Genomic DNA, 20636 nt, shown 5'->3' on the forward strand with positions numbered 1-20636 from the left:
CTGACCCACTGCCATCGGGAGCAAGCCCCCTCCCACATTTGGTTTTGTATAGGCCTTGAGAGACTCAGCGCCCGCTATTGCGCTCGGCATTGCGGATCGAAATCTGCGTATTCAACGTCCAGAAGTCATACAGCACACCGATCAGGAACAACCCACCGGTCAGCAGGTAGATCAGGCCAGTGATCCATTTGCCCTGGTACATACGGTGCAGACCGAACACACCCAGGAACGCCAACAGTACCCAGGCCACGTTGTATTCGATGGGCCCGGCGGTAAAACGCAGGTCCGCTTCACGGTCCATGGCCGGGATCAGGAACACGTCGATCAGCCATCCGATACCGAACAGGCCGAAGGTGAAAAACCAGATTGTCCCGGTCACGGGCTTGCCGTAATAGAAGCGATGCGCCCCGGTAAAACCGAAAATCCAGAGCAGGTAGCCAATCACCTTGCTGTGGGTGTCCTGCTGCATCACATCCTGTCGATAGGTGTTCATGGAGTACCTCTTTTGCCTCGATAGATAAATTTTTTCATTTTCTTTGTGACTTTTTTACGGGCGCCCGACGCACGGCAAATGGTATCTTCCCTCCCGCAAAGCCTTATGCCACCTGACCTCTGTAGGACAATAGCGGCAATTCGTCGCGTTTTTCCTGAATTTGACCCCAGGGTTCAGTCGACAAACGGCCTTAGAACGACACAAAAAGCTGTTATAAAGTTGCGCGCAAACCATTAAGAGCCACGCCTAATGCGACCATTTTTCAAGACATGGCTAACCATTTGCCTATTAATGCCACTGGCCGCCCACGCCACCAATCGTGAGCAACGTCTTCCTAACGTTAACGGTTTTACCCCTAAAGTTCACAGCACACCCAGCACTGCCAAGTCGGTAAAGCTGACCGTCAACCGCCCGACTCAAGTGAGCAAGGCCCACGGTAAAGCCATTCATACCCAACTGGCCGGCAACACCAAGCAAAGCAGTAATGTCCTCAGCCGCGCCGTTAACGTGCTCGGTACTCCTTATCGTTGGGGCGGCAGCAGCCCAAGTAAAGGGTTCGACTGCAGTGGCTTGGTGAAATATGCGTTTAATGACGTTAAAGCGGTGGATTTGCCCCGCACTTCCAACGCCATGGCCGCCGGCCACGGGCTGAAGGTTGATCGCAAGGACTTGAAACCGGGCGACCTGTTGTTCTTCAAACTGAAGAGCCGCCAGGTCAACCACGTTGCCATCTACCTGGGCAACGACCGTTTTATCCACGCACCGCGTCGCGGCAAGTCGGTGAGCATCGACACGCTGAAGAAGCCGTTCTGGGACAAGAACTACGTGATTGCCAAGCGTGTTCTGCCTAAAGAGCAGAACAACCTGCGGGTTGTGCAGCGCTAAGCCACAGGTACCAGGCTCCCCATTTGAAATGCAATCAAGTGTGGGAGCTGGCTTGCCGGCGATGACGGTGTGTCAGCTTGGAGAGATGTCGCTTGGCAGTCCGCTATCGCAGGCAAGCCAGCTCCCACATTGACCTCCGTATCCTCTAGATATCTGTAGGCACCCTCGCCTGCCCCCGCGCCTCCTCGCGACTGATCAGCCCCTCGCTGACCAACGCCTTCAAGCTCATATCCAACGTTTTCATGCCCAGCGCCCCACCGGTCTGGATCGCGGAGACCATTTGCGCCACCTTGTCCTCACGGATCAGGTTACGGATGGCCGGCGTGCCCAGCATGATCTCGTGAGCCGCAACCCGCCCGCCGCCGATCTTCTTGACCAGCACTTGGGACACCACGGCCTGCAACGACTCCGACAGCATCGAGCGAACCATGGCCTTTTCCCCGGCCGGGAACACATCCACCAGCCTGTCCACGGTCTTTGCCGCCGAAGTGGTGTGCACGGTGCCAAATACCAGGTGGCCGGTCTCAGCCGCCGTCAGCGCCAGGCGTATGGTTTCCAGGTCGCGCAACTCCCCCACCAGAATGACATCCGGGTCTTCCCGTAGCGCCGAGCGCAGTGCCGTGGAAAAACTGTGTGTATCGCGTTGTACCTGCCGCTGGTTGATCAAGGCCATTTTCGGCCTGTGGATAAATTCGATGGGGTCTTCCAGCGTAAGAATGTGCTGGCGCTGGTGTTGATTAAGATGGTCGATCATCGCTGCCAACGTCGTGGACTTGCCGGACCCGGTTGGCCCGGTCACCAACACCAGGCCGCGCGGAAACCGGGCGATCCGCTGGAACACTTCTCCCAGCCCGAGACTTTCCAGGCTTTGTATTTCGGTCGCAATGGTACGAAACACCGCGCCCATGCCGCGCGCCTGCTGGAACACATTCGCCCGGAATCGCGCCACGCCCGGCAGCTCGAAGGCAAAATCCGTTTCAAGAGATGTTTCGAAATCCTTTTCTTGGTATTGGTTGAGCAAAGGGCTCAATAAATCCGCCACTTGCGGGGGGGACAGTGCCGGGCCATCCAGGGGCCAGACCTCGCCATCCACACGCAGCATCGGCGCCACGCCAGCCGACAAATGCAGGTCAGAGGCGCCACGACGCACGCTGGCCGTCAGCAATTCAGTGATATCCATAGGGCTTTCCATTTCCAGTAGAATGCCGCGGACTCCATATCCACGGGTGCATCTTGAATGTCGACGATAGCAGACAACATTGGCCTGGTTAGCGAGCGGATCCGCGCCGCGGCCCACGCCGTGCAACGTGACGAAAGCAGCATCCACCTGCTGGCCGTGAGCAAGACCAAACCCGCACAAGCCGTACGCGAAGCCTATGCGGCCGGGATGCGCGATTTTGGCGAGAACTACCTGCAGGAAGCCCTGGGCAAACAGGCCGAATTAACCGACCTGCCCTTGAGTTGGCACTTCATCGGCCCCATTCAATCAAACAAGACTCGTGCGATCGCCGAGAACTTTGCTTGGGTGCATTCCGTGGACCGCCTGAAAATCGCGCAACGCCTGTCCGAACAACGCCCGGCCGACCTGCCGCCGCTGAACATCTGCATCCAGGTCAACGTCAGTGGCGAAGCCAGCAAGTCCGGCTGTACACCCGCCGACCTGCCGGCCCTGGCCGCAGCGATCAGCGCCCTGCCGCGCCTGAAGCTGCGTGGTTTGATGGCGATCCCCGAGCCGACTGAAGACCGTGCCGAGCAGGATGCAGCCTTTGCGACAGTACGCGACCTGCAAGCGAGCCTGAACCTGGGCCTGGACACACTTTCCATGGGCATGAGCCACGACCTTGAGTCAGCCATCGCCCAAGGCGCCACCTGGGTGCGGATCGGTACCGCGCTGTTTGGCGCCCGCGACTACGGCCAGCCATCAAATGGCTGACTTTCCTCTGAATAAGGACCTGTCATGAGCAACACGCGTATTGCCTTTATCGGCGCCGGTAACATGGCGGCCAGCCTGATCGGTGGCTTGCGGGCCAAAGGCCTGCAAGCCCAGCACATCCGCGCCAGCGACCCGGGCGCCGACACGCGCGCGCGCGTCAGCGCCGAGCACGGTATCGAAACCTTTGCCGACAACGCCGAAGCCATTCAGGGCGTTGACGTGATCGTGCTGGCGGTGAAGCCGCAAGCCATGAAGGCCGTGTGCGAAAGCCTGCGCCCGAGCCTGCAACCGCATCAACTGGTGGTATCGATTGCCGCTGGCATCACCTGCGCCAGCATGAACAACTGGCTGGGTGCCCAGCCAATCGTGCGCTGCATGCCCAACACCCCGGCGCTGCTGCGCCAGGGCGTGAGCGGCCTGTACGCAACGTCCGAAGTGACCGCCCAACAGCGCGACCAGGCTCAAGAGCTGCTGTCTGCGGTGGGCATCGCCCTGTGGCTGGAACAGGAACAGCAACTGGATGCGGTGACCGCCGTCTCCGGCAGCGGCCCGGCCTACTTCTTCCTGCTGATCGAAGCCATGACCGCCGCCGGCGTGAAACTGGGCCTGCCACACGAAGTCGCTGAACAACTGGCCGAGCAAACCGCGCTGGGCGCCGCGAAGATGGCCGTCGCCAGTGAAGTGGATGCGGCCGAGCTGCGCCGCCGCGTGACGTCCCCGGGCGGCACCACGCAAGCGGCCATCGAATCGTTCCAGGCCGGGGGCTTTGAAGCCCTGGTGGAAAAAGCACTGGGTGCCGCGGCACATCGTTCGGCTGAAATGGCCGAGCAGCTGGGTAAATAGTCGTCCCCTACTCGCAACTGGATTAGATAGGAAACACACATGCTCGGAATCAATGACGCTGCCATTTTCATCATCCAGACCTTGGGCAGCCTGTACCTGCTGATCGTGCTGATGCGTTTTATCCTGCAACTGGTGCGGGCGAACTTCTACAACCCGCTGTGCCAGTTCGTGGTGAAGGCTACGCAACCGTTGCTCAAACCCCTGCGCCGAGTGATCCCGAGCCTGTTCGGCCTGGACATGTCGTCGCTGGTACTGGCGCTGCTGCTGCAGATTTTGCTGTTTGTGGTGATCCTGATGCTCAACGGCTACCAGGCCTTCACCGTGTTGCTGTTGCCATGGGGCCTGATCGGCATCTTCTCGCTGTTTTTGAAGATCATCTTCTGGTCGATGATCATCAGCGTGATTCTGTCGTGGGTCGCACCCGGCAGCCGCAGCCCAGGTGCTGAGCTGGTTGCCCAGATTACCGAGCCAGTACTGGCACCGTTCCGTCGGTTGATACCCAACCTGGGCGGCCTGGATATCTCGCCGATCTTCGCGTTTATCGCGATCCAGCTGCTGCAAAGCTGGGTGATCCCGCGCCTGGCCTACTACGCGTTCATGCCCAAGGAACTGTTTGGCCTGATCTGAGTGCGGTAAAAAATGTGGGAAGGGGCTTGCTCCCGATAGCGGTGGATCAGTCAAACAGATGTCGACTGCCACGCCGTCATCGGGAGCAAGCCCCCTCCCACATTTGTATCTTTGTACGGGTGCAGGCCTTTGCTTGCCGCTAGGTGCAGCGGTCTTTAGACTTACGCCTCATTTAAACGAGAGCAGGGTCGATGCCAGCTGCCTTCCCCCCCGATTCTGTTGGACTGGTCGTGCCCCAAGTGGCGCACTTCAGCGAACCGCTGGCCCTGGCCTGTGGCCGTTCGCTGCCGGCCTATGACCTGATCTACGAAACCTACGGCCAGTTGAATGCCACGGCGAGCAACGCCGTGCTGATCTGCCACGCCCTGTCCGGCCATCATCACGCCGCCGGTTTCCACAGTGTTGACGAGCGCAAGCCCGGTTGGTGGGACAGTTGCATCGGCCCCGGCAAGCCCATCGACACCAACAAATTCTTTGTGGTCAGCCTGAACAACCTTGGCGGCTGCAACGGTTCCACCGGCCCGAGCAGCCTCAACCCGGAAACCGGCAAGCCATTCGGCGCGGATTTCCCGGTACTGACCGTGGAAGACTGGGTACACAGCCAGGCCCGCCTCGCTGACCTGCTGGGCATCAAACAATGGGCCGCGGTGATCGGCGGCAGCCTGGGCGGCATGCAGGCGTTGCAGTGGACCATTTCCTACCCGGATCGCGTGCGCCATTGCCTGGCAATCGCCTCGGCACCAAAACTGTCGGCGCAGAACATCGCGTTCAACGAAGTGGCGCGCCAGGCCATCCTCACCGACCCCGAGTTCCACGGCGGTTCGTTCCAGGAAGCGGGCGTGATTCCCAAGCGCGGCTTGATGCTGGCGCGGATGGTCGGGCACATCACTTATCTATCCGATGACTCCATGGGCGAAAAATTCGGCCGTGGGCTCAAGAGCGAGAAGCTCAACTACGACTTCCACAGCGTCGAGTTCCAGGTGGAAAGCTACCTGCGTTATCAAGGAGAGGAATTCTCGGGGCGTTTCGACGCCAACACCTACCTGCTGATGACCAAGGCCCTGGACTACTTCGACCCGGCCGCGAACCATGACGACGACCTGGCGAAAACCTTCGAGGGCGCCACGGCCAAGTTCTGCGTGATGTCGTTCACCACCGACTGGCGCTTCTCGCCGGCCCGCTCCCGAGAGCTGGTGGACGCCTTGATGGCCGCCCGCAAAGACGTCTGCTACCTGGAGATCGATGCACCGCAAGGCCACGATGCCTTCCTGATTCCGATCCCGCGCTACCTGCAAGCCTTCAGCAACTACATGAACCGAATAGCCCTGTGAGAACGCCATGAGAGCCGACCTGGAAATCATCCAAGACTGGATCCCCGCCGGCAGCCGCGTGCTCGACCTTGGCTGCGGCGATGGCGAACTGCTGAGCTGGCTGCGCGACAACAAGCAAGTCACCGGCTATGGCCTGGAAAACGACCCGGACAACATCGCCCAGTGCGTGGCCAAGGGCATCAACGTGATCGAGCAGGACCTGGACAAGGGCCTGGGCAACTTTGCCAGCAACAGCTTCGATATCGTAGTGATGACCCAAGCCCTGCAAGCGGTGCACTACCCAGACCGTATCCTCGACGAAATGCTGCGTGTAGGTCGCCAGTGCATCATCACTTTCCCCAATTTCGGCCACTGGCGTTGCCGCTGGTACCTGGCCACCAAGGGCCGCATGCCGGTGTCGGACTTCCTGCCCTACACGTGGTACAACACGCCAAACATCCACTTCTGCACCTTCGAAGACTTCGAAGCCTTGTGCGGCGAGCGTGAAGCCAAGGTGATCAACCGCCTTGCTGTCGATCAACAACACCGCCACGGCTGGGCGAGTAAGCTATGGCCCAATCTGTTAGGCGAAATCGGTATCTACCGAGTCAGCAGCCCTGGCCTGACAGACCATCAAATTGCCGTCTAACCATTTTCAAGGAGGACGAACATGAGTCGTTTGGCTATTTTTCTACTCACCGCCTGCCTGGGCACCAGCGCCATGGCAGCGGACGCTATCGACAGCAATCGCCTGAAGGAATTTGGTGATATCACGGTGCGTTACAACACCTTCACATCCACCTTCCTGCAGCCGGAACAGGCCCAGGAACTGGAGGTGGTGCGCGACAAAAAGGTCGGCATGATCAACGTGTTCGTGCAAAAGGGCGTGACGCCGATCGATGCCACCGTCACCGGCACGGTCAAAGACCTCGGCGGCAAAAGCGAGATGCTGACGTTCAAGAAGGTCACCGAGAACGGCAGCACCAATTACATCGCCCAATACCCGGTGCCGCAGCAGGAAACCAAGATATTCACCATCAATGTTGAAACCGGCGGCAAGGCTCACGGTTTCAGTTTCAACCAGGAACTGTTCCCGGCCCCATGATGAACCTTACCCAACTCGTACTCGCCAGCCATAACGCAGGCAAACTCAAAGAACTCCAGGCCATGCTCGGTGAGTCCGTGCAACTGCGCTCGATTGGCGAGTTCAGCCAGGTCGAGCCGGAAGAAACCGGCCTGTCGTTTGTCGAGAACGCGATCCTCAAGGCACGCAATGCCGCGCGTATCTCCGGGCTGCCGGCCTTGGCCGATGACTCGGGCCTGGCGGTGGATTACCTCGGCGGCGCCCCTGGCATCTACTCGGCGCGTTATGCCGACGGCAAGGGCGATGCGGCCAACAACGCGAAGCTGCTGGACGCCCTCAAGGACGTGCCGGACGCGATGCGTGGTGCGCAGTTCGTCTGCGTGCTGGCGCTGGTGCGGCACGCCGATGACCCGCTGCCGATCCTGTGCGAAGGCCTGTGGCACGGGCGCATCCTGCATGCGGCCAGCGGCGAGCATGGGTTTGGCTATGACCCTCTGTTCTGGGTGCCGGAGCGTAATGTCTCCAGCGCCGAACTGAGCCCGGCCGACAAGAACCAGATCAGCCACCGCGCCCGCGCAATGGATTTGCTGCGCCAACGCCTGAGCCTGAAATGACCCAGAACACCTCTGCGCAGCCGCTGATCCACGGCGGCGCGCAAACACCTCGGGCGGCCCTGCCCCACCTGCCGCCCCTGGCGCTGTACATCCACATCCCGTGGTGTGTGCGCAAATGCCCTTATTGCGACTTCAACTCCCACACGGCCAGCAACGTGCTGCCGGAAGAAGAGTATGTGGACGCGCTGCTGGCCGACCTTGATCAGGACCTGCATGCGGTTTACGGCCGCGAACTGAGCTCGATCTTCTTCGGCGGCGGTACGCCTAGCCTGTTCAGCGCCGCGGCACTGGGTCGCCTGCTCAAGGGCGTGGAAGCCCGCATTGCGTTTGCCGGCGATATCGAAATCACGCTGGAAGCCAACCCCGGGACCTTCGAGCAAGAGAAGTTCATGGCGTACCGCAAGCTCGGGATCAATCGCCTGTCCATCGGCATCCAGAGCTTTCAGCAGGAAAAGCTCGAAGCCCTGGGCCGTATCCACAACGGCGATGAAGCCGTACGCGCCGCCGGCATGGCGCGCCAGGCCGGGTTTAATAACTTCAACCTGGACCTGATGCACGGCCTGCCCAACCAGTCCCTGGACGATGCCCTGAGCGACTTGCGCCAAGCCATCGCCCTGAAGCCGACCCACCTGTCCTGGTACCAGCTGACCCTGGAACCCAACACCGTCTTCTGGAACCAGCCGCCCGTGCTGCCGGAAGACGACATGCTGTGGGACATTCAGGAAGCTGGCCAGGCGCTGCTGGCCGAACACGGTTACGCGCAATATGAGGTGTCGGCCTATGCCCAACCGGGTCGCCCGGCGCGGCATAACCTGAACTACTGGAGCTTCGGCGACTTTATCGGCATCGGCGCGGGCGCCCACGGCAAGCTCAGCCATCCAGACGGGCGCATCGTGCGCACGTGGAAGACCCGAGCGCCCAAGGACTATCTAAACCCGGCCAAAAGCTTCCAGGCCGGCGCGAAAGAACTGACCAATGAAGAACTGCCGTTCGAGTTTCTGATGAACGCGTTGCGGCTGACCGAAGGCGTTGAATCCAAGCTGTACGCCGAGCGCACCGGCCTCGACCTGGCCAGCCTCGACGAAGGCCGCCGTGAGGCAGAACAAAGTGGCTTAATGCAGGTCGAACCGTCACGCCTGGCGGCGACCGACCGCGGGCAACTCTTTCTCAATGACCTGTTGCAGAAGTTTTTGAGCTGACGCTCTAAGGAAATCGAATGGATTTGGTACTCGACCTGCTCGCCACCGTATCCCGCTGGAGCCGTAGCAACCTGTCGGAAATCGCCCTGGCTCTTGTCGGCTGCTTGCTGGTGCTGTTTGGCGCTGATATCAAAGGCTGGATCGAAGGCCGCTTGGGCAGCATTGCCGGCGCGCTGCGCGTACCGTTGATGGCGCTGGTGTGCATGATCGGCAGCGGCGCGGCGTTGATCTACGCCACACCGTGGATAGTGCGCGGGCTGAGCCAGTTCAATAACTACAGCCTGGCGCCGGTGCTGGTGGTGGTGCTGGTGTTGATTGGCGTAGTCGCCGACCGCCGCTGACCCCAAACCCAACACACAGATACACATGTGGGAGGGGGCTTGCTCCCGATAGCTGAGTGTCAGTCGACATCAAGAGGACTGATCCACCGCTATCGGGAGCAAGCCCCCTCCCACATTTTTGACTGCATTCCAAGCTAATGACTTGTCAGTCGATTTTCTCGAACTTCAAATCCCAAACGCCGTGCCCCAACCGCTCGCCGCGGCGCTCGAACTTGGTGATCGGGCGCTCGGCCGGGCGTGGCACGCATTTGCCGTCTTCGGCCAGGTTGCGATAGCCAGGCGCGACGCTCATCACTTCCAGCATGTATTCCGCATACGGTTCCCAGTCGGTGGCCATGTGCAGGATGCCGCCCACTTTCAGCTTGCTGCGCACCAGTTCGGCAAACGAAGCCTGGACGATGCGGCGCTTGTGGTGGCGGGACTTGTGCCACGGGTCCGGGAAAAACAGCATCAGGCGGTCGAGGCTGTTGTCGGCGATACAGCGGTTGAGCACTTCGATCGCGTCGCAGTCGTAGACCCGCAGGTTGGTCAGGCCTTGGGTCAGCACGCCGTTAAGCAGCGCACCGACGCCCGGGCGGTGTACTTCTACACCGATGAAGTCCTGTTCCGGCGCGGCAGCCGCCATTTCCAGCAGGGAGTGGCCCATGCCGAAGCCGATTTCCAGGGAGCGTGGGGCCGAACGGCCGAACACCTGGTCGTAGTCCACCGGCGCGTCAGCCAGTGGCAATACGAACAGCGGTGTACCTTGCTCCAGGCCCTTTTGCTGGCCTTCGGTCATGCGACCGGCGCGCATCACAAAACTCTTGATGCGGCGGTGCTTGGACTCGTCGCCTTCTTCCACGGTGTTCGGCGTTTCGTTTGATTCAGTCATCAATGGCTCTTACTTGATCAGACCATCCAGCGGCGAGGAGGCGCTGGCGTAAAGTTTTTTCGGCATGCGCCCGGCGAGATAGGCCAGGCGACCTGCGACGATTGCGTGTTGCATGGCTTCAGCCATCATGATCGGCTGCTGGGCATGGGCGATGGCCGAGTTCATCAGCACTGCATCGCAGCCCAGTTCCATGGCGATGGTGGCGTCGGAGGCAGTGCCCACGCCCGCGTCCACCAGCACAGGGATTTTGGCTTCTTCGAGGATGATCTGCAGGTTGTACGGATTGCAGATGCCCAGCCCGGAACCGATCAGACCGGCCAGCGGCATCACCGCGATGCAGCCGATTTCCGCCAATTGACGGGCAATAATCGGGTCATCACTGGTGTAGACCATGACGTCGAAGCCTTCCTTGACCAGCGTTTCGGCGGCCTTGAGGGTTTCGATTACGTTGGGGAACAGGGTCTTCTGGTCGGCCAATACTTCCAGCTTCACCAGGTTGTGGCCGTCGAGCAGCTCACGGGCCAGGCGGCAAGTGCGCACAGCTTCGATAGCGTCGTAGCAACCTGCTGTGTTCGGCAAGAAGGTATAGCGTTCCGGCGACAGCACCTGGAGCAGGTTCGGTTCGCCTTCGATCTGGCCCAGGTTAGTGCGGCGCACGGCAAAGGTGACGATCTCTGCACCCGAGGCTTCGATGGCCAGGCGGGTTTCTTCCATGTCGCGGTACTTGCCAGTGCCGACCAGCAGACGGGACTGGTAGGTACGACCGGCCAGGACGAAGGGCTTGTCGCTACGAACGATGCTCATGGGAAATCCTCGAAATGGGGTGAGGTTCTGCAGAATTCGGGGTGGCGCCGTTGAGCGCCGAACGGCTAACCGCCGCCGATGGCGTGAACCACTTCGACTTGGTCGCCTTCGGTGAGCGCCGTGTCGGCGTGCTGGCTACGCGGGACGATATCCAGGTTGAGCTCCACTGCGACGCGACGCCCGGTCAAGTCCAGACGGGTCAGCAGGGCCGCAACGGTTTCACCGTCGGGCAGTTCAAAGGATTCGCCGTTCAACTGAATGCGCATGCCACGGGCCGCCATCGTTTTTAGGGGCCAGCATTCTAGCCCGATTGGCGTTGCTGGCCCAAGCCCCTCGGTCAGATGACCTGCAGGCGCCACGCGGTCAAGCCGAGGAAGAACCAGCCCAACAGGAACGCCAGCCCACCGAATGGGGTGATGATGCCAAGCTTGCTGATGCCGGTCAGGGTCAGCGCATACAAGCTGCCGGAGAACAGCAGGATACCGACGGTAAAGGAAATACCCGCCCAGCTGACCAGCCGGCCAGGAATATGCGCCGCCAGCAGCGCCACGCCGAACAACGCGAGGGCATGCACCAGCTGGTAGGTCACGCCAGTTTGGAAGATCGCCAGGTATTCGGCGCTCAGGCGGTTTTTCAGGCCGTGGGCAGCAAAGGCACCGAGGGCGACGCCGGTGAAGCCGAAAAAGGCAGCCAGCATCAGAAAGCTACGCAGCATGAGGAACTCCAGTCAGACTCAAAGGGCGGTGTCTGTATAATGGCCCCCTCAACGGGTTCGGCCAAGCCATCTCTATGCTGCGTCTCCTCTTCAAACGCTTTCTCAAAGTCGTGAAATGGTTTGCCATCGGCAGTGTGCTGCTGGTGCTGCTGTTGCGTGTCGTCCCGCCGCCGTTCACGGCGCTGATGGTGGAGCGCAAGGTCGAATCCTGGGTCGACGGCGAGCCGATAGACCTGCAACGCACGTGGGTGTCGTGGGATGAGATCTCCGATGACCTGAAGGTGGCGGTGATGGCCGGCGAAGATCAGCGTTTTCCCCAGCATTGGGGTTTTGACTTTGGCGCGATTCAAGCCGCGTTGCTGCACAACGAGCGCGGCGGTTCGATTCGCGGCGCCAGCACCTTGAGCCAGCAAGTGTCGAAAAACCTCTTTCTGTGGACCGGCCGCAGTTATTTGCGCAAAGGCCTGGAGGCCTGGTTTACCGGATTGATCGAGGTGTTATGGCCCAAGCAGCGGATTCTTGAGGTGTACCTCAACAGCGTGGAATGGGATGAAGGCGTGTTTGGCGCAGAGGCTGCGGCGCGGCACCATTTTGGGGTGAGCGCCAAAGCGCTTTCCCGACAGCAGGCCAGCTACCTGGCGGCAGTGCTGCCCAATCCACGGGTGTGGAGTGCCAGCCATCCGACGGCCTATGTGGCGCGGCGCGCGGCGTGGATTCGCCAGCAGATGAGCCAGTTGGGTGGGGATGGTTACCTGGTGGAGCTGAATAATTCCCGAAAGGCCCCGTGGTCCGACTGACACAACACAACCCCTGTGGGAGCTGGCTTGCCTGCGATAGCGGTGTGGCAGCTTGCAGAGGTGCTGGTGAAAGGGCCTCATCGCAGGCAAGCCAGCTCCCACAGAGAACCGCACTGGATATCAGATTTTCGAGCCCAAACAAAAATGCCCCAATCTTTCGATCGGGGCATTTTTTTGACTTATCGCTACGTTTTAGGCGGCGATCGACAACTTCAGCTTGTTCATCGCGCTTTTCTCAAGCTGACGAATTCGCTCGGCCGACACGTTGTACTTCTGTGCCAGGTCGTGCAGCGTGGCTTTTTCTTCTGCCAGCCAACGCTGGTAGAGGATGTCACGGCTGCGGTCGTCCAACACTTCCAGCGCTTCGTGCAGGTTGTGGTTGGAGTTGTCGCTCCAGTCGGCGTCTTCCAGTTGACGCGCCGGGTCGTACCGGTGGTCTTCCAGGTAGTTGGCCGGCGATTGGAAAGCGCTGTCATCATCCGCTTCAGCGGCGGGGTCGAAGGCCATGTCATGGCCGGTCAGGCGGCTTTCCATCTCGCGCACTTCACGCGGCTCCACACCGAGGCTTTCGGCCACGCGGTGGACTTCTTCGTTGTTCAGCCACGCCAGACGTTTCTTCTGGCTGCGCAGGTTGAAGAACAGTTTGCGCTGGGCCTTGGTGGTCGCGACTTTCACAATGCGCCAGTTGCGCAGGATGAACTCGTGAATTTCCGCCTTGATCCAGTGCACAGCAAACGACACCAGGCGCACACCCATCTCAGGGTTGAAGCGCTTTACAGCCTTCATCAGGCCGACGTTGCCTTCCTGGATCAGGTCAGCCTGGGCCAGGCCGTAGCCGCTATAGCTACGGGCGATATGTACGACAAAACGCAGGTGGGCGAGCACCATCTGCCGAGCCGCCCCCAAATCCTGCTCATAGTAGAGACTCTCGGCCAGTTCACGCTCCTGCTCCGGTGTCAGCAATGGAATGCTGTTGACCGTGTGCACATAGGCCTCCAGGTTCGCACCCGGGACCAAAGCATAAGCAGGTTGCAAAGAAGTGGTCATACGAAAAAACCTCCGACTCACATAACTCGTGCAGTTCAGCACTGCGAAAATTGACCGGGAACCGTAGGACAAGTTCCCTAAACCACCAATACGGTCAATACAAACGAAACCACATTAATCTGACATTAACTACTTCGGCGCCAGTTCACGTAAATGACGAGCGACCGCAATCCAGGCACCGATATACCCCAACAATACCGCGCCAAGCAAGAGTGACAGCCCATCGGCGACCGGCACGCCAGCCAAGGCGAAATCGCTGCCGTACAAACCGGCAAGCCCGACTACCGCGTCGTTCAGCCAATCAAGGCCAAACGCCAGCACACCCCAGGACAAAATCCCCGCACCAAAGCCATAAAGCGCGCCCATGTACAGAAATGGACGACGCACATAGCTGTCCGTGCCGCCGACCAGTTTAATCACTTCTATCTCGGTGCGACGGTTTTCAATATGAAGACGAATGGTATTACCTATCACCAAAAGTAATGCAGACACCAACAGCACCGTCAGGCCAAACACAAAGCGGTCGCCCAGCTTGAGGATCGCGGCCAGGCGCTCTACCCAGACTAGATCAAGTTGAGCCTGTTGCACCTTGGGCATCTCTGCGAGTTTTTGTCGCAGGGCTTCCAAGGCCGGCTTGTCGACTTCATTCGGCGTTACCAGCACCACGCCCGGCAGCGGGTTCTGCGGCAGCTCCTTGAGCGCCTCGCCCAGGCCGGACTGCTGCTGGAACTCCTCAAGGGCCTGGTCGCGGCTTATGTACTCGGCATCTGCGACACCCGGCAGGTTCTTGATGTCATCACGCAAACTCTCGCCGTCTTTGGTGCTGGCGTCGAGGTTCAAGTACAGAGAAATCTGCGCCGCACGCTGCCAGGACCCACCCAGGCGCTCCACATTATTAAGCAGCAGCGACAACCCCATCGGCAGGCTCAGGGCCACAGCCATTACCAGGCAGGTGAAAAAGCTGCCAATCGGCTGTTTGCCCAGGCGGCGCAGGCTGTCGAGCAGGCTGGCGCGATGGCTTTCGATCCAGGCGCGCAGCAGCGTGCCGAAATCCGGGCCATCGTCATCGTCGCGTTTTTTCTTCTGCGGTTGCGGATCGGCGGCTTTGGGCGCCACGCGCTCGGAAACTTTAGGGCTGCGTGTCGCACTCATACGCCGGCCTCCCCGTCACCGATCAGGCGGCCACGTTGCAGGGTCAGCATGCGATGGCGCATACGGGCGATCAGGGCCAGGTCGTGACTGGCGATCAGCACGCTGGTGCCCAATCGGTTGATGTCTTCGAACACGCCCATGATCTCGGCCGCCAGACGCGGGTCGAGGTTACCGGTGGGTTCGTCCGCCAGCAGCAAAGCCGGGCGGTGGACAATGGCGCGGGCGATACCGACGCGTTGTTGCTGGCCGGTGGACAGGTCGCCCGGGTACAGGTCGGTCTTGTCCGACAGCGCCACGCGCTCCAGCGCCGAATCCACGCGCTTGACGATCTCAGCCTTGGACAGCCCGAGGATCTGCAACGGCAAGGCAATGTTATTGAACACCGTACGATCAAACAGCAACTGATGGTTCTGGAACACGACGCCAATCTGACGGCGCAGGAAAGGAATCTGCGCATTGCTGATGGTGGCCAGGTCCTGACCCGCCAGCAGCAACTTGCCGGTGGTAGGACGCTCCATCGCCAGCAACAGGCGCAACAATGTACTTTTGCCGGCACCCGAGTGGCCGGTCACAAACAAAAACTCGCCGCGACGCACTCGAAAGCTCAGCTCATGCAAGCCCACATGCCCGTTGGCGTAGCGTTTACCGACCTGTTCGAATCGAATCATGAACGCTCCCGCTCGGCGAAAAGTGCCTGTACAAAGGGTTCGGCTTCAAAGGTGCGCAGGTCGTCGATGCCTTCACCGACGCCAATATAACGAATCGGCAACCCGAACTGTTTGGCCAGGGCGAAGATCACGCCGCCCTTGGCCGTGCCATCGAGCTTAGTCAATGCCAGGCCGGTCAGTTGCACCGTCTGGTTGAATTGTTTGGCCTGGCTGATGGCGTTCTGGCCGGTGCCGGCGTCGAGCACCAGCAACACTTCGTGCGGTGCTTCGTCGTCGAGCTTGCTGATGACGCGGCGCACTTTCTTCAGCTCCTCCATCAAGTTGTCTTTGGTGTGCAGGCGACCGGCGGTATCGGCTATCAACACATCGATGTTACGGGCCTTGGCGGCTTGCACGGCATCGAAGATCACCGAGGCGGAGTCGGCGCCGGTGTGCTGGGCGATCACCGGAATCTTGTTGCGCTCACCCCAGACTTGCAGCTGCTCCACGGCGGCGGCACGGAAAGTGTCACCCGCGGCAAGCATGACTTTCTTGCCTTCCAACTGCAGCTTCTTGGCCAGCTTGCCGATGGTGGTGGTTTTGCCGGCGCCGTTGACGCCGACCACCAGGATCACGAACGGTTTGTTCGGCGTGATCACCAGCGGGGCTTCGACGGGTTTGAGCATCGCAGCCAGCTCGGCCTGCAGGGATTTGTAAAGCGCATCGGCGTCGGTCAACTGCTTGCGCGCGACCTTCTGGGTCAGGCTCTGGATGATCACCGCAGTGGCTTCGACGCCCACGTCGGCAGTCAGCAGGCGAGTTTCGATGTCTTCCAGCAGTTCATCATCAATGACCTTCTTGCCCAGGAACAGGCTGGCCATACCTTCGCCGATGCTGGCGCTGGTCTTGCTCAGGCCTTGCTTGAGACGGGCGAAGAAGCCGGTCTTGCTGGTTTCGGCGGGAACGACGACCGGCTCTGGTGCAACCGGCGGCTCGATAACGGCAGGCGCGGCAACAACCACGGGGGCCGGTGTTGGCTCTACAACTACCGGCGCAGATGCTTCGATGGCTGGCGGCGCTTCGACCACAACCGCCACCGGCTCAACCACGACAGGAATCGGCGGCGTCACGTGCTCAGCCTGCACATCTTCGACCAAGGCCACGGGCTCTTCGGCCACCGGCAGTTCCAGCCACGGTTTGTGCTCTGGCTCTGGCTCAACCTGTTCCACTGGCTGCAATACCGGCTCAGCCATCGGCAACACGATCGGCGCCGGGGTTTCAGCGACCGGTTCGGCTTCCAGTACAGGCTCTGGGAAAGGCTCAGGTTGAACCTGCGACTGTTCGACGACGGTTTCCTGCGGCTTTTTGCGCAGCCATCCGAACAGGCCTTTTTTCTCGCCAGCCGCAGCTGGGCTCTTCTTGTCGTCGTTGGAACCAAACATGGAGGACGGCTATCTCAAAGTAGCGATGCGCCAGGGCGCCTCGGTAAATAAATTCGATGCAGAACAGACTGCTTTAACGCTCGCTTGTTCATGCGCAACATTTTGTAAGGCGTAAATAAAGGCCTCAACAAATCGTTTCAATAAAGGACTGAAGCGATAAAATCGGCGAAAAGTGGAAGATCGTCGGGGAAACCCACCATCTACTCCAACATTCCTACGACTGGATCCGGGACAAGATGACCGCCGCAGTGGCCGTGTCCAAATCGGATCAGTATCCTAGCACCTCCTCGCCCGCCGACGCTAAGACCAAGCGGGCAACCCAACAGGTTTAAAAACGAATGAATGCTCTAGCCCGCCGCGCCGCTGGCCTGCTGCTCGGCACAGTTTGTCTGCCCCTTTCAGCCTTGGCTGCCGACCCACAACCCACCCATGAATTCACCCTGGATAACGGCCTTAAAGTGGTCGTGCGCGAAGATCATCGTGCACCGGTGGTGGTTTCCCAGGTCTGGTACAAGGTGGGTTCGAGCTATGAAACACCGGGCCAGACCGGTTTGTCCCACGCCCTGGAACACATGATGTTCAAGGGCAGTGCCAAGGTCGGGCCCGGCGAAGCCTCGTTGATCCTGCGCGACCTGGGCGCCGAAGAAAACGCCTTCACCAGCGACGACTACACCGCCTACTACCAGGTACTGGCCCGTGATCGCCTGGGCGTCGCCTTCGAACTGGAAGCCGACCGCATGGCCAGCCTGCGCCTGCCGGCCGATGAGTTCAGCCGCGAAATCGAGGTCATCAAGGAAGAGCGCCGCCTGCGCACCGACGACAACCCAATGTCCAAGGCCTACGAGCGCTTCAAGGCCATGGCCTACCCGGCCAGCGGCTATCACACGCCGACCATCGGCTGGATGGCCGACCTTGAACGCATGAAAGTCGAAGAGCTGCGCCACTGGTACCAGTCCTGGTACGTGCCGAACAACGCCACGCTGGTGGTGGTCGGCGACGTGACCCCGGACGAGGTGAAAAACCTGGCCCAGCGCTACTTCGGCCCGATCCCCAAACGTGATGTGCCACCCGCCAAGATCCCGCTGGAGCTCGCCGAACCCGGCGAGCGCTTGCTGACCATGCACGTGCAGACCCAGTTGCCGAGCGTAATCCTCGGTTTCAACGTACCGGGCCTGGCCACCGCCGAAGACAAACGCTCGGTACAAGCCCTGCGCCTGCTCTCGGCCCTGTTGGATGGCGGCTACAGCGCGCGCATCTCGGAGCAACTGGAGCGTGGTGAAGAGTTGGTGTCCGCCGCTTCCACCAGCTACGACGCCTACACCCGTGGCGACAGCCTGTTCACCCTGACGGCCACTCCGAACCAGCAGAAGAAAAAGACCATTGCCCAAGCCGAAGCCGGCCTGTGGCGCCTGCTGGACGAGTTGAAAGCCAAACCGCCGACCGCTGAAGAGCTGGAGCGTATCCGCGCTCAGGTGATTGCCGGCGTGGTTTACCAACGTGATTCCATTACCAGCCAGGCCACGGCCATCGGCTCCCTGGAAACCGTCGGCCTGTCCTGGAAGCTCATGGACACCGAACTGGCCGACCTGCAAAGCGTGACGCCGGAAGATATCCAGAAGGCCGCACGTACGTATTTCACCCGCGAGCGTTTGAGCGTCGCCCATGTTTTGCCTGAGGAGACCGCTCATGAGTGATCGCAAAAGCAGCCGCCTGATCTTTCCTGGCCTGGTCGTCGTCACACTGATTGCAGCAAGTGCCGTGTACTTCCTGCGCCCGAGCGAGTCCGTAGCCAGCCAGGCATTGGACAAGGCTCAATCGGCCAATAAACTGCAATCCCTCGCGGAACTGGATGGCAAGGCGCCGACCAACCGCAAGCTTGACGTGCAAACCTGGACCACCGCCGAGGGCGCCAAGGTGTTGTTCGTCGAAGCGCATGAACTGCCGATGTTCGACATGCGCATCCTGTTCGCCGCCGGCAGCAGCCAGGACGGCAGCAGTCCCGGTGTGGCACTGCTGACCAACGCCATGCTTAACGAAGGCGTGCCGGGCAAGGATGTCAGCCAGATTGCCAGCGGCTTTGAAGGCCTGGGCGCCGACTTCGGCAATGGCGCCTATCGCGACATGGCACTGGTGTCCCTGCGCAGCCTGAGCGACAGCGACAAGCGCGATGCGGCCCTGGCACTGTTTGACGACGTGATCGGCAAGCCGACCTTCCCGGCCGATTCCCTGGCCCGGATCAAGAACCAGATCCTCGCCGGTTTTGAGTACCAGAAGCAAAACCCGGCCAAGCTGGCCAGCCTTGAACTGTTCAAGCGCGTGTACGGCGACCACCCTTACGCGCACCCGAGCGAAGGCACGCCCGATAGCATCCCGAACATTACCCTCGCGCAGTTGCAGACGTTCCACGCCAAGGCTTACGCGGCGGGCAACGCGGTCATTGCCGTGGTCGGCGACCTGACCCGCGCCGAGGCCGAAGCCATGACCGCCAAGGTCTCCGCATCACTGCCTAAAGGCCCGGCCCTGGCGAAGATCGCCCAGCCAACCGAGCCGAAAGCTGGCCTGAGCCATATCGAGTTCCCGTCCAAGCAGACGCACCTGTTGTTCGCACAACTGGGCATCGACCGCGCCGACCCGGATTACGCCGCCTTGTCCCTGGGCAACCAGATCCTCGGCGGCGGTGGCTTCGGCACCCGCCTGATGAGCGAAGTGCGCGAAAAGCGCGGCCTGACCTACGGCGTGTACTCCGGCTTCTCGCCGATGCAGGTGCGCGGCCCGTTCATGATCAACCTGCAGACCCGCGCCGAAATGAGCGGCGGCACCTTGCGCCTGGTTGAAGACGTACTGGCCGACTACCTCAAGACCGGCCCGACGCAGAAAGAACTGGATGACGCCAAGCGCGAACTGGCCGGCAGCTTCCCGCTGTCCACCGCGAGCAACGCCGATATCGTCGGGCAGCTGGGCGCCATGGGTTTCTACAACCTGCCGCTGAGCTATCTGGAAGATTTCATGAAACAATCCCAGGCCCTGACCGTAGAGCAGGTCAAGGCTGCCATGAATAAACACTTGAGCGCCGACAAGATGGTCATCGTGACCGCCGGCCCGACGATTGCGCAAAAGCCACTACCGCCCCCCACTGATAAACCTGCCGAGCAGCCGCTCGGGGTTCCGGAGCATTAATGGCCAGTTCATCTCGCCCAAAAAAACCCGTCCACAACGTCCATAACGGTGTGGGCCAACTGCGCATCATTGGTGGCGAATGGGGCAGCCGCAAGCTGAGCTTCCCCGACGTCGTCGGCCTGCGCCCAACGCCGGATCGCGTACGTGAAACCCTGTTCAACTGGCTCGCGCCGTACATCGGCGGGGCCAAGGTACTGGACCCGTTTGCCGGCAGCGGCGCGCTGTTCCTCGAAGCACTGTCCCGTGGCGCGGCCCAGGGCCAGGCGCTGGATGCCAGCAATGTGGCTGTCTCCAGCCTCAAGGAACACCTGGGCACCCTGCGCTGCACCACCGGCCAGGTTCAGACCGCCGACGCGCTGCGCTACCTGGAAACCCAGCCGGCCACCGAGTACGACGTGGTGTTCCTCGACCCGCCGTTCAACCAGAACCTGCTGCCGACAGTGTGTGCGTTGCTGGAAGAGCGCCAATGGCTGGCACCGGACGCGTGGGTCTACACTGAGAGCGAGACTGCACCGTCTACCCTCGGCCTGCCGGGCGCCTGGCGCCTGCACCGGGAACAGAAATCCGGTCGGGTGTATTACGCGTTGTGGCACCGCTTGGTGGAAAGCGCCGCCTGATTTATGGCGAGCGGGCTTGCCCCGCTCGCCACAACAAG

At 60.6% G+C, this 20636-nt stretch carries 24 protein-coding genes; 14 read left to right on the forward strand and 10 right to left on the reverse strand.

From position 1 onward, the window contains the following. Nucleotides 1-64: 64 nt before the first annotated feature. The gene (locus tag ACLBW8_RS08035; protein WP_064454546.1) at nt 65-493 is read right to left on the reverse strand and encodes an NINE protein; all 429 of its coding nucleotides are present in this window, start codon (nt 491-493) and stop codon (nt 65-67) included. A 249-nt stretch (nt 494-742) separates the two neighbouring features. On the opposite strand from ACLBW8_RS08035, the gene ACLBW8_RS08040 reads away from it, so the two are divergent. Further along, complete coding sequence (locus ACLBW8_RS08040) at nt 743-1378, forward strand: C40 family peptidase (protein WP_053258477.1); 636 nt, start codon at nt 743-745, stop codon at nt 1376-1378. 145 nt (nt 1379-1523) lie between these two features. Here the strand turns inward: ACLBW8_RS08040 and ACLBW8_RS08045 are convergent, their stop codons facing one another. Next, a complete protein-coding gene (locus ACLBW8_RS08045) occupies nt 1524-2558 on the reverse strand; it encodes a type IV pilus twitching motility protein PilT (protein WP_447805122.1) in 1035 nt (344 codons plus the stop codon). 57 nt (nt 2559-2615) lie between these two features. On the opposite strand from ACLBW8_RS08045, the gene ACLBW8_RS08050 reads away from it, so the two are divergent. The 9 genes from ACLBW8_RS08050 to ACLBW8_RS08090 all read left to right on the forward strand — a co-directional run bounded on the left by ACLBW8_RS08050 (nt 2616) and on the right by ACLBW8_RS08090 (nt 9329). Then, on the forward strand, nt 2616-3311 hold the full coding sequence (locus ACLBW8_RS08050) for a YggS family pyridoxal phosphate-dependent enzyme (protein ID WP_064454548.1): 696 nt from the start codon (nt 2616-2618) through the stop codon (nt 3309-3311). A gap of 24 nt (nt 3312-3335) precedes the next feature. Then, nucleotides 3336-4154 carry a pyrroline-5-carboxylate reductase gene (gene proC, locus ACLBW8_RS08055; protein WP_221295835.1) on the forward strand — a complete coding sequence of 273 codons (819 nt, stop codon included), beginning with the start codon at nt 3336-3338 and terminating at the stop codon, nt 4152-4154. A gap of 39 nt (nt 4155-4193) precedes the next feature. Further along, nucleotides 4194-4781 (forward strand): YggT family protein, encoded by a 588-nt coding sequence (locus tag ACLBW8_RS08060; protein ID WP_053258481.1) that lies wholly within the window; start codon nt 4194-4196, stop codon nt 4779-4781. A gap of 191 nt (nt 4782-4972) precedes the next feature. Continuing rightward, nucleotides 4973-6112 (forward strand): homoserine O-succinyltransferase MetX, encoded by a 1140-nt coding sequence (metX, locus tag ACLBW8_RS08065; protein WP_262666477.1) that lies wholly within the window; start codon nt 4973-4975, stop codon nt 6110-6112. 7 nt (nt 6113-6119) lie between these two features. After that, nucleotides 6120-6740 (forward strand): methionine biosynthesis protein MetW, encoded by a 621-nt coding sequence (gene metW / locus ACLBW8_RS08070; protein ID WP_003213768.1) that lies wholly within the window; start codon nt 6120-6122, stop codon nt 6738-6740. A gap of 21 nt (nt 6741-6761) precedes the next feature. Further along, nucleotides 6762-7196 (forward strand): DUF4426 domain-containing protein, encoded by a 435-nt coding sequence (locus ACLBW8_RS08075; protein WP_064454551.1) that lies wholly within the window; start codon nt 6762-6764, stop codon nt 7194-7196. Then, nucleotides 7193-7789, forward strand: coding sequence for an RdgB/HAM1 family non-canonical purine NTP pyrophosphatase (rdgB, locus tag ACLBW8_RS08080; protein WP_064454552.1), 597 nt, complete (start codon nt 7193-7195; stop codon nt 7787-7789). The genes ACLBW8_RS08075 and rdgB overlap by 4 nt, the downstream gene beginning before the upstream one ends. After that, nucleotides 7786-8988: a radical SAM family heme chaperone HemW gene (hemW, locus tag ACLBW8_RS08085; protein WP_447805123.1), complete on the forward strand. Its 1203-nt coding sequence runs from the start codon at nt 7786-7788 to the stop codon at nt 8986-8988. The genes rdgB and hemW overlap by 4 nt, the downstream gene beginning before the upstream one ends. Nucleotides 8989-9005: 17 nt before the next feature. Then, complete coding sequence (locus tag ACLBW8_RS08090; RefSeq protein WP_064454554.1) at nt 9006-9329, forward strand: DUF3392 domain-containing protein; 324 nt, start codon at nt 9006-9008, stop codon at nt 9327-9329. 145 nt (nt 9330-9474) lie between these two features. On the opposite strand, the gene trmB is transcribed toward ACLBW8_RS08090, so the two are convergent. From trmB to ACLBW8_RS08110, 4 genes are all read right to left on the reverse strand, one after another. Beyond that, the gene (trmB, locus tag ACLBW8_RS08095; RefSeq protein ID WP_262666479.1) at nt 9475-10200 is read right to left on the reverse strand and encodes a tRNA (guanosine(46)-N7)-methyltransferase TrmB; all 726 of its coding nucleotides are present in this window, start codon (nt 10198-10200) and stop codon (nt 9475-9477) included. A gap of 9 nt (nt 10201-10209) precedes the next feature. Continuing rightward, complete coding sequence (locus ACLBW8_RS08100) at nt 10210-11004, reverse strand: thiazole synthase (RefSeq protein ID WP_064454556.1); 795 nt, start codon at nt 11002-11004, stop codon at nt 10210-10212. 65 nt (nt 11005-11069) lie between these two features. Continuing rightward, nucleotides 11070-11270 (reverse strand): sulfur carrier protein ThiS, encoded by a 201-nt coding sequence (gene thiS / locus ACLBW8_RS08105; protein ID WP_053258809.1) that lies wholly within the window; start codon nt 11268-11270, stop codon nt 11070-11072. A gap of 71 nt (nt 11271-11341) precedes the next feature. Beyond that, on the reverse strand, nt 11342-11719 hold the full coding sequence (locus ACLBW8_RS08110; RefSeq protein ID WP_447805124.1) for a DUF423 domain-containing protein: 378 nt from the start codon (nt 11717-11719) through the stop codon (nt 11342-11344). 74 nt (nt 11720-11793) lie between these two features. Between ACLBW8_RS08110 and mtgA the strand changes: the two genes are divergently transcribed. Then, a complete protein-coding gene (gene mtgA, locus ACLBW8_RS08115) occupies nt 11794-12516 on the forward strand; it encodes a monofunctional biosynthetic peptidoglycan transglycosylase (protein ID WP_447805125.1) in 723 nt (240 codons plus the stop codon). 192 nt (nt 12517-12708) lie between these two features. Here mtgA and rpoH read toward each other — a convergent pair whose 3' ends face one another. From rpoH to ftsY, 4 genes are all read right to left on the reverse strand, one after another. Then, nucleotides 12709-13563 carry an RNA polymerase sigma factor RpoH gene (gene rpoH, locus ACLBW8_RS08120; RefSeq protein ID WP_003176698.1) on the reverse strand — a complete coding sequence of 285 codons (855 nt, stop codon included), beginning with the start codon at nt 13561-13563 and terminating at the stop codon, nt 12709-12711. A 129-nt stretch (nt 13564-13692) separates the two neighbouring features. Then, on the reverse strand, nt 13693-14715 hold the full coding sequence (gene ftsX, locus ACLBW8_RS08125) for a permease-like cell division protein FtsX (RefSeq protein WP_064454559.1): 1023 nt from the start codon (nt 14713-14715) through the stop codon (nt 13693-13695). Beyond that, the gene (gene ftsE, locus ACLBW8_RS08130; RefSeq protein ID WP_003213784.1) at nt 14712-15383 is read right to left on the reverse strand and encodes a cell division ATP-binding protein FtsE; all 672 of its coding nucleotides are present in this window, start codon (nt 15381-15383) and stop codon (nt 14712-14714) included. Before ftsE ends, ftsX begins: the two co-directional genes overlap by 4 nt. Then, nucleotides 15380-16804 (reverse strand): signal recognition particle-docking protein FtsY, encoded by a 1425-nt coding sequence (gene ftsY, locus ACLBW8_RS08135; RefSeq protein ID WP_447805126.1) that lies wholly within the window; start codon nt 16802-16804, stop codon nt 15380-15382. Before ftsY ends, ftsE begins: the two co-directional genes overlap by 4 nt. A gap of 338 nt (nt 16805-17142) precedes the next feature. On the opposite strand from ftsY, the gene ACLBW8_RS08140 reads away from it, so the two are divergent. The 3 genes from ACLBW8_RS08140 to rsmD are packed head-to-tail and all read left to right on the forward strand — an operon-like array spanning nt 17143 to nt 20598. Then, entirely contained in the window at nt 17143-18498 is a 1356-nt protein-coding gene (locus ACLBW8_RS08140; RefSeq protein ID WP_128591872.1) for a M16 family metallopeptidase, read from the forward strand. After that, nucleotides 18491-19981: a M16 family metallopeptidase gene (locus ACLBW8_RS08145; RefSeq protein ID WP_447805127.1), complete on the forward strand. Its 1491-nt coding sequence runs from the start codon at nt 18491-18493 to the stop codon at nt 19979-19981. The genes ACLBW8_RS08140 and ACLBW8_RS08145 overlap by 8 nt, the downstream gene beginning before the upstream one ends. Further along, nucleotides 19981-20598, forward strand: a complete 618-nt coding sequence (gene rsmD, locus ACLBW8_RS08150) for a 16S rRNA (guanine(966)-N(2))-methyltransferase RsmD (RefSeq protein ID WP_064454563.1) — start codon at nt 19981-19983, stop codon at nt 20596-20598. The genes ACLBW8_RS08145 and rsmD overlap by 1 nt, the downstream gene beginning before the upstream one ends. Nucleotides 20599-20636 lie beyond the last annotated feature (38 nt).

The sequence above is a fragment of the Pseudomonas sp. M5A4_2d genome (genome assembly GCF_053345295.1).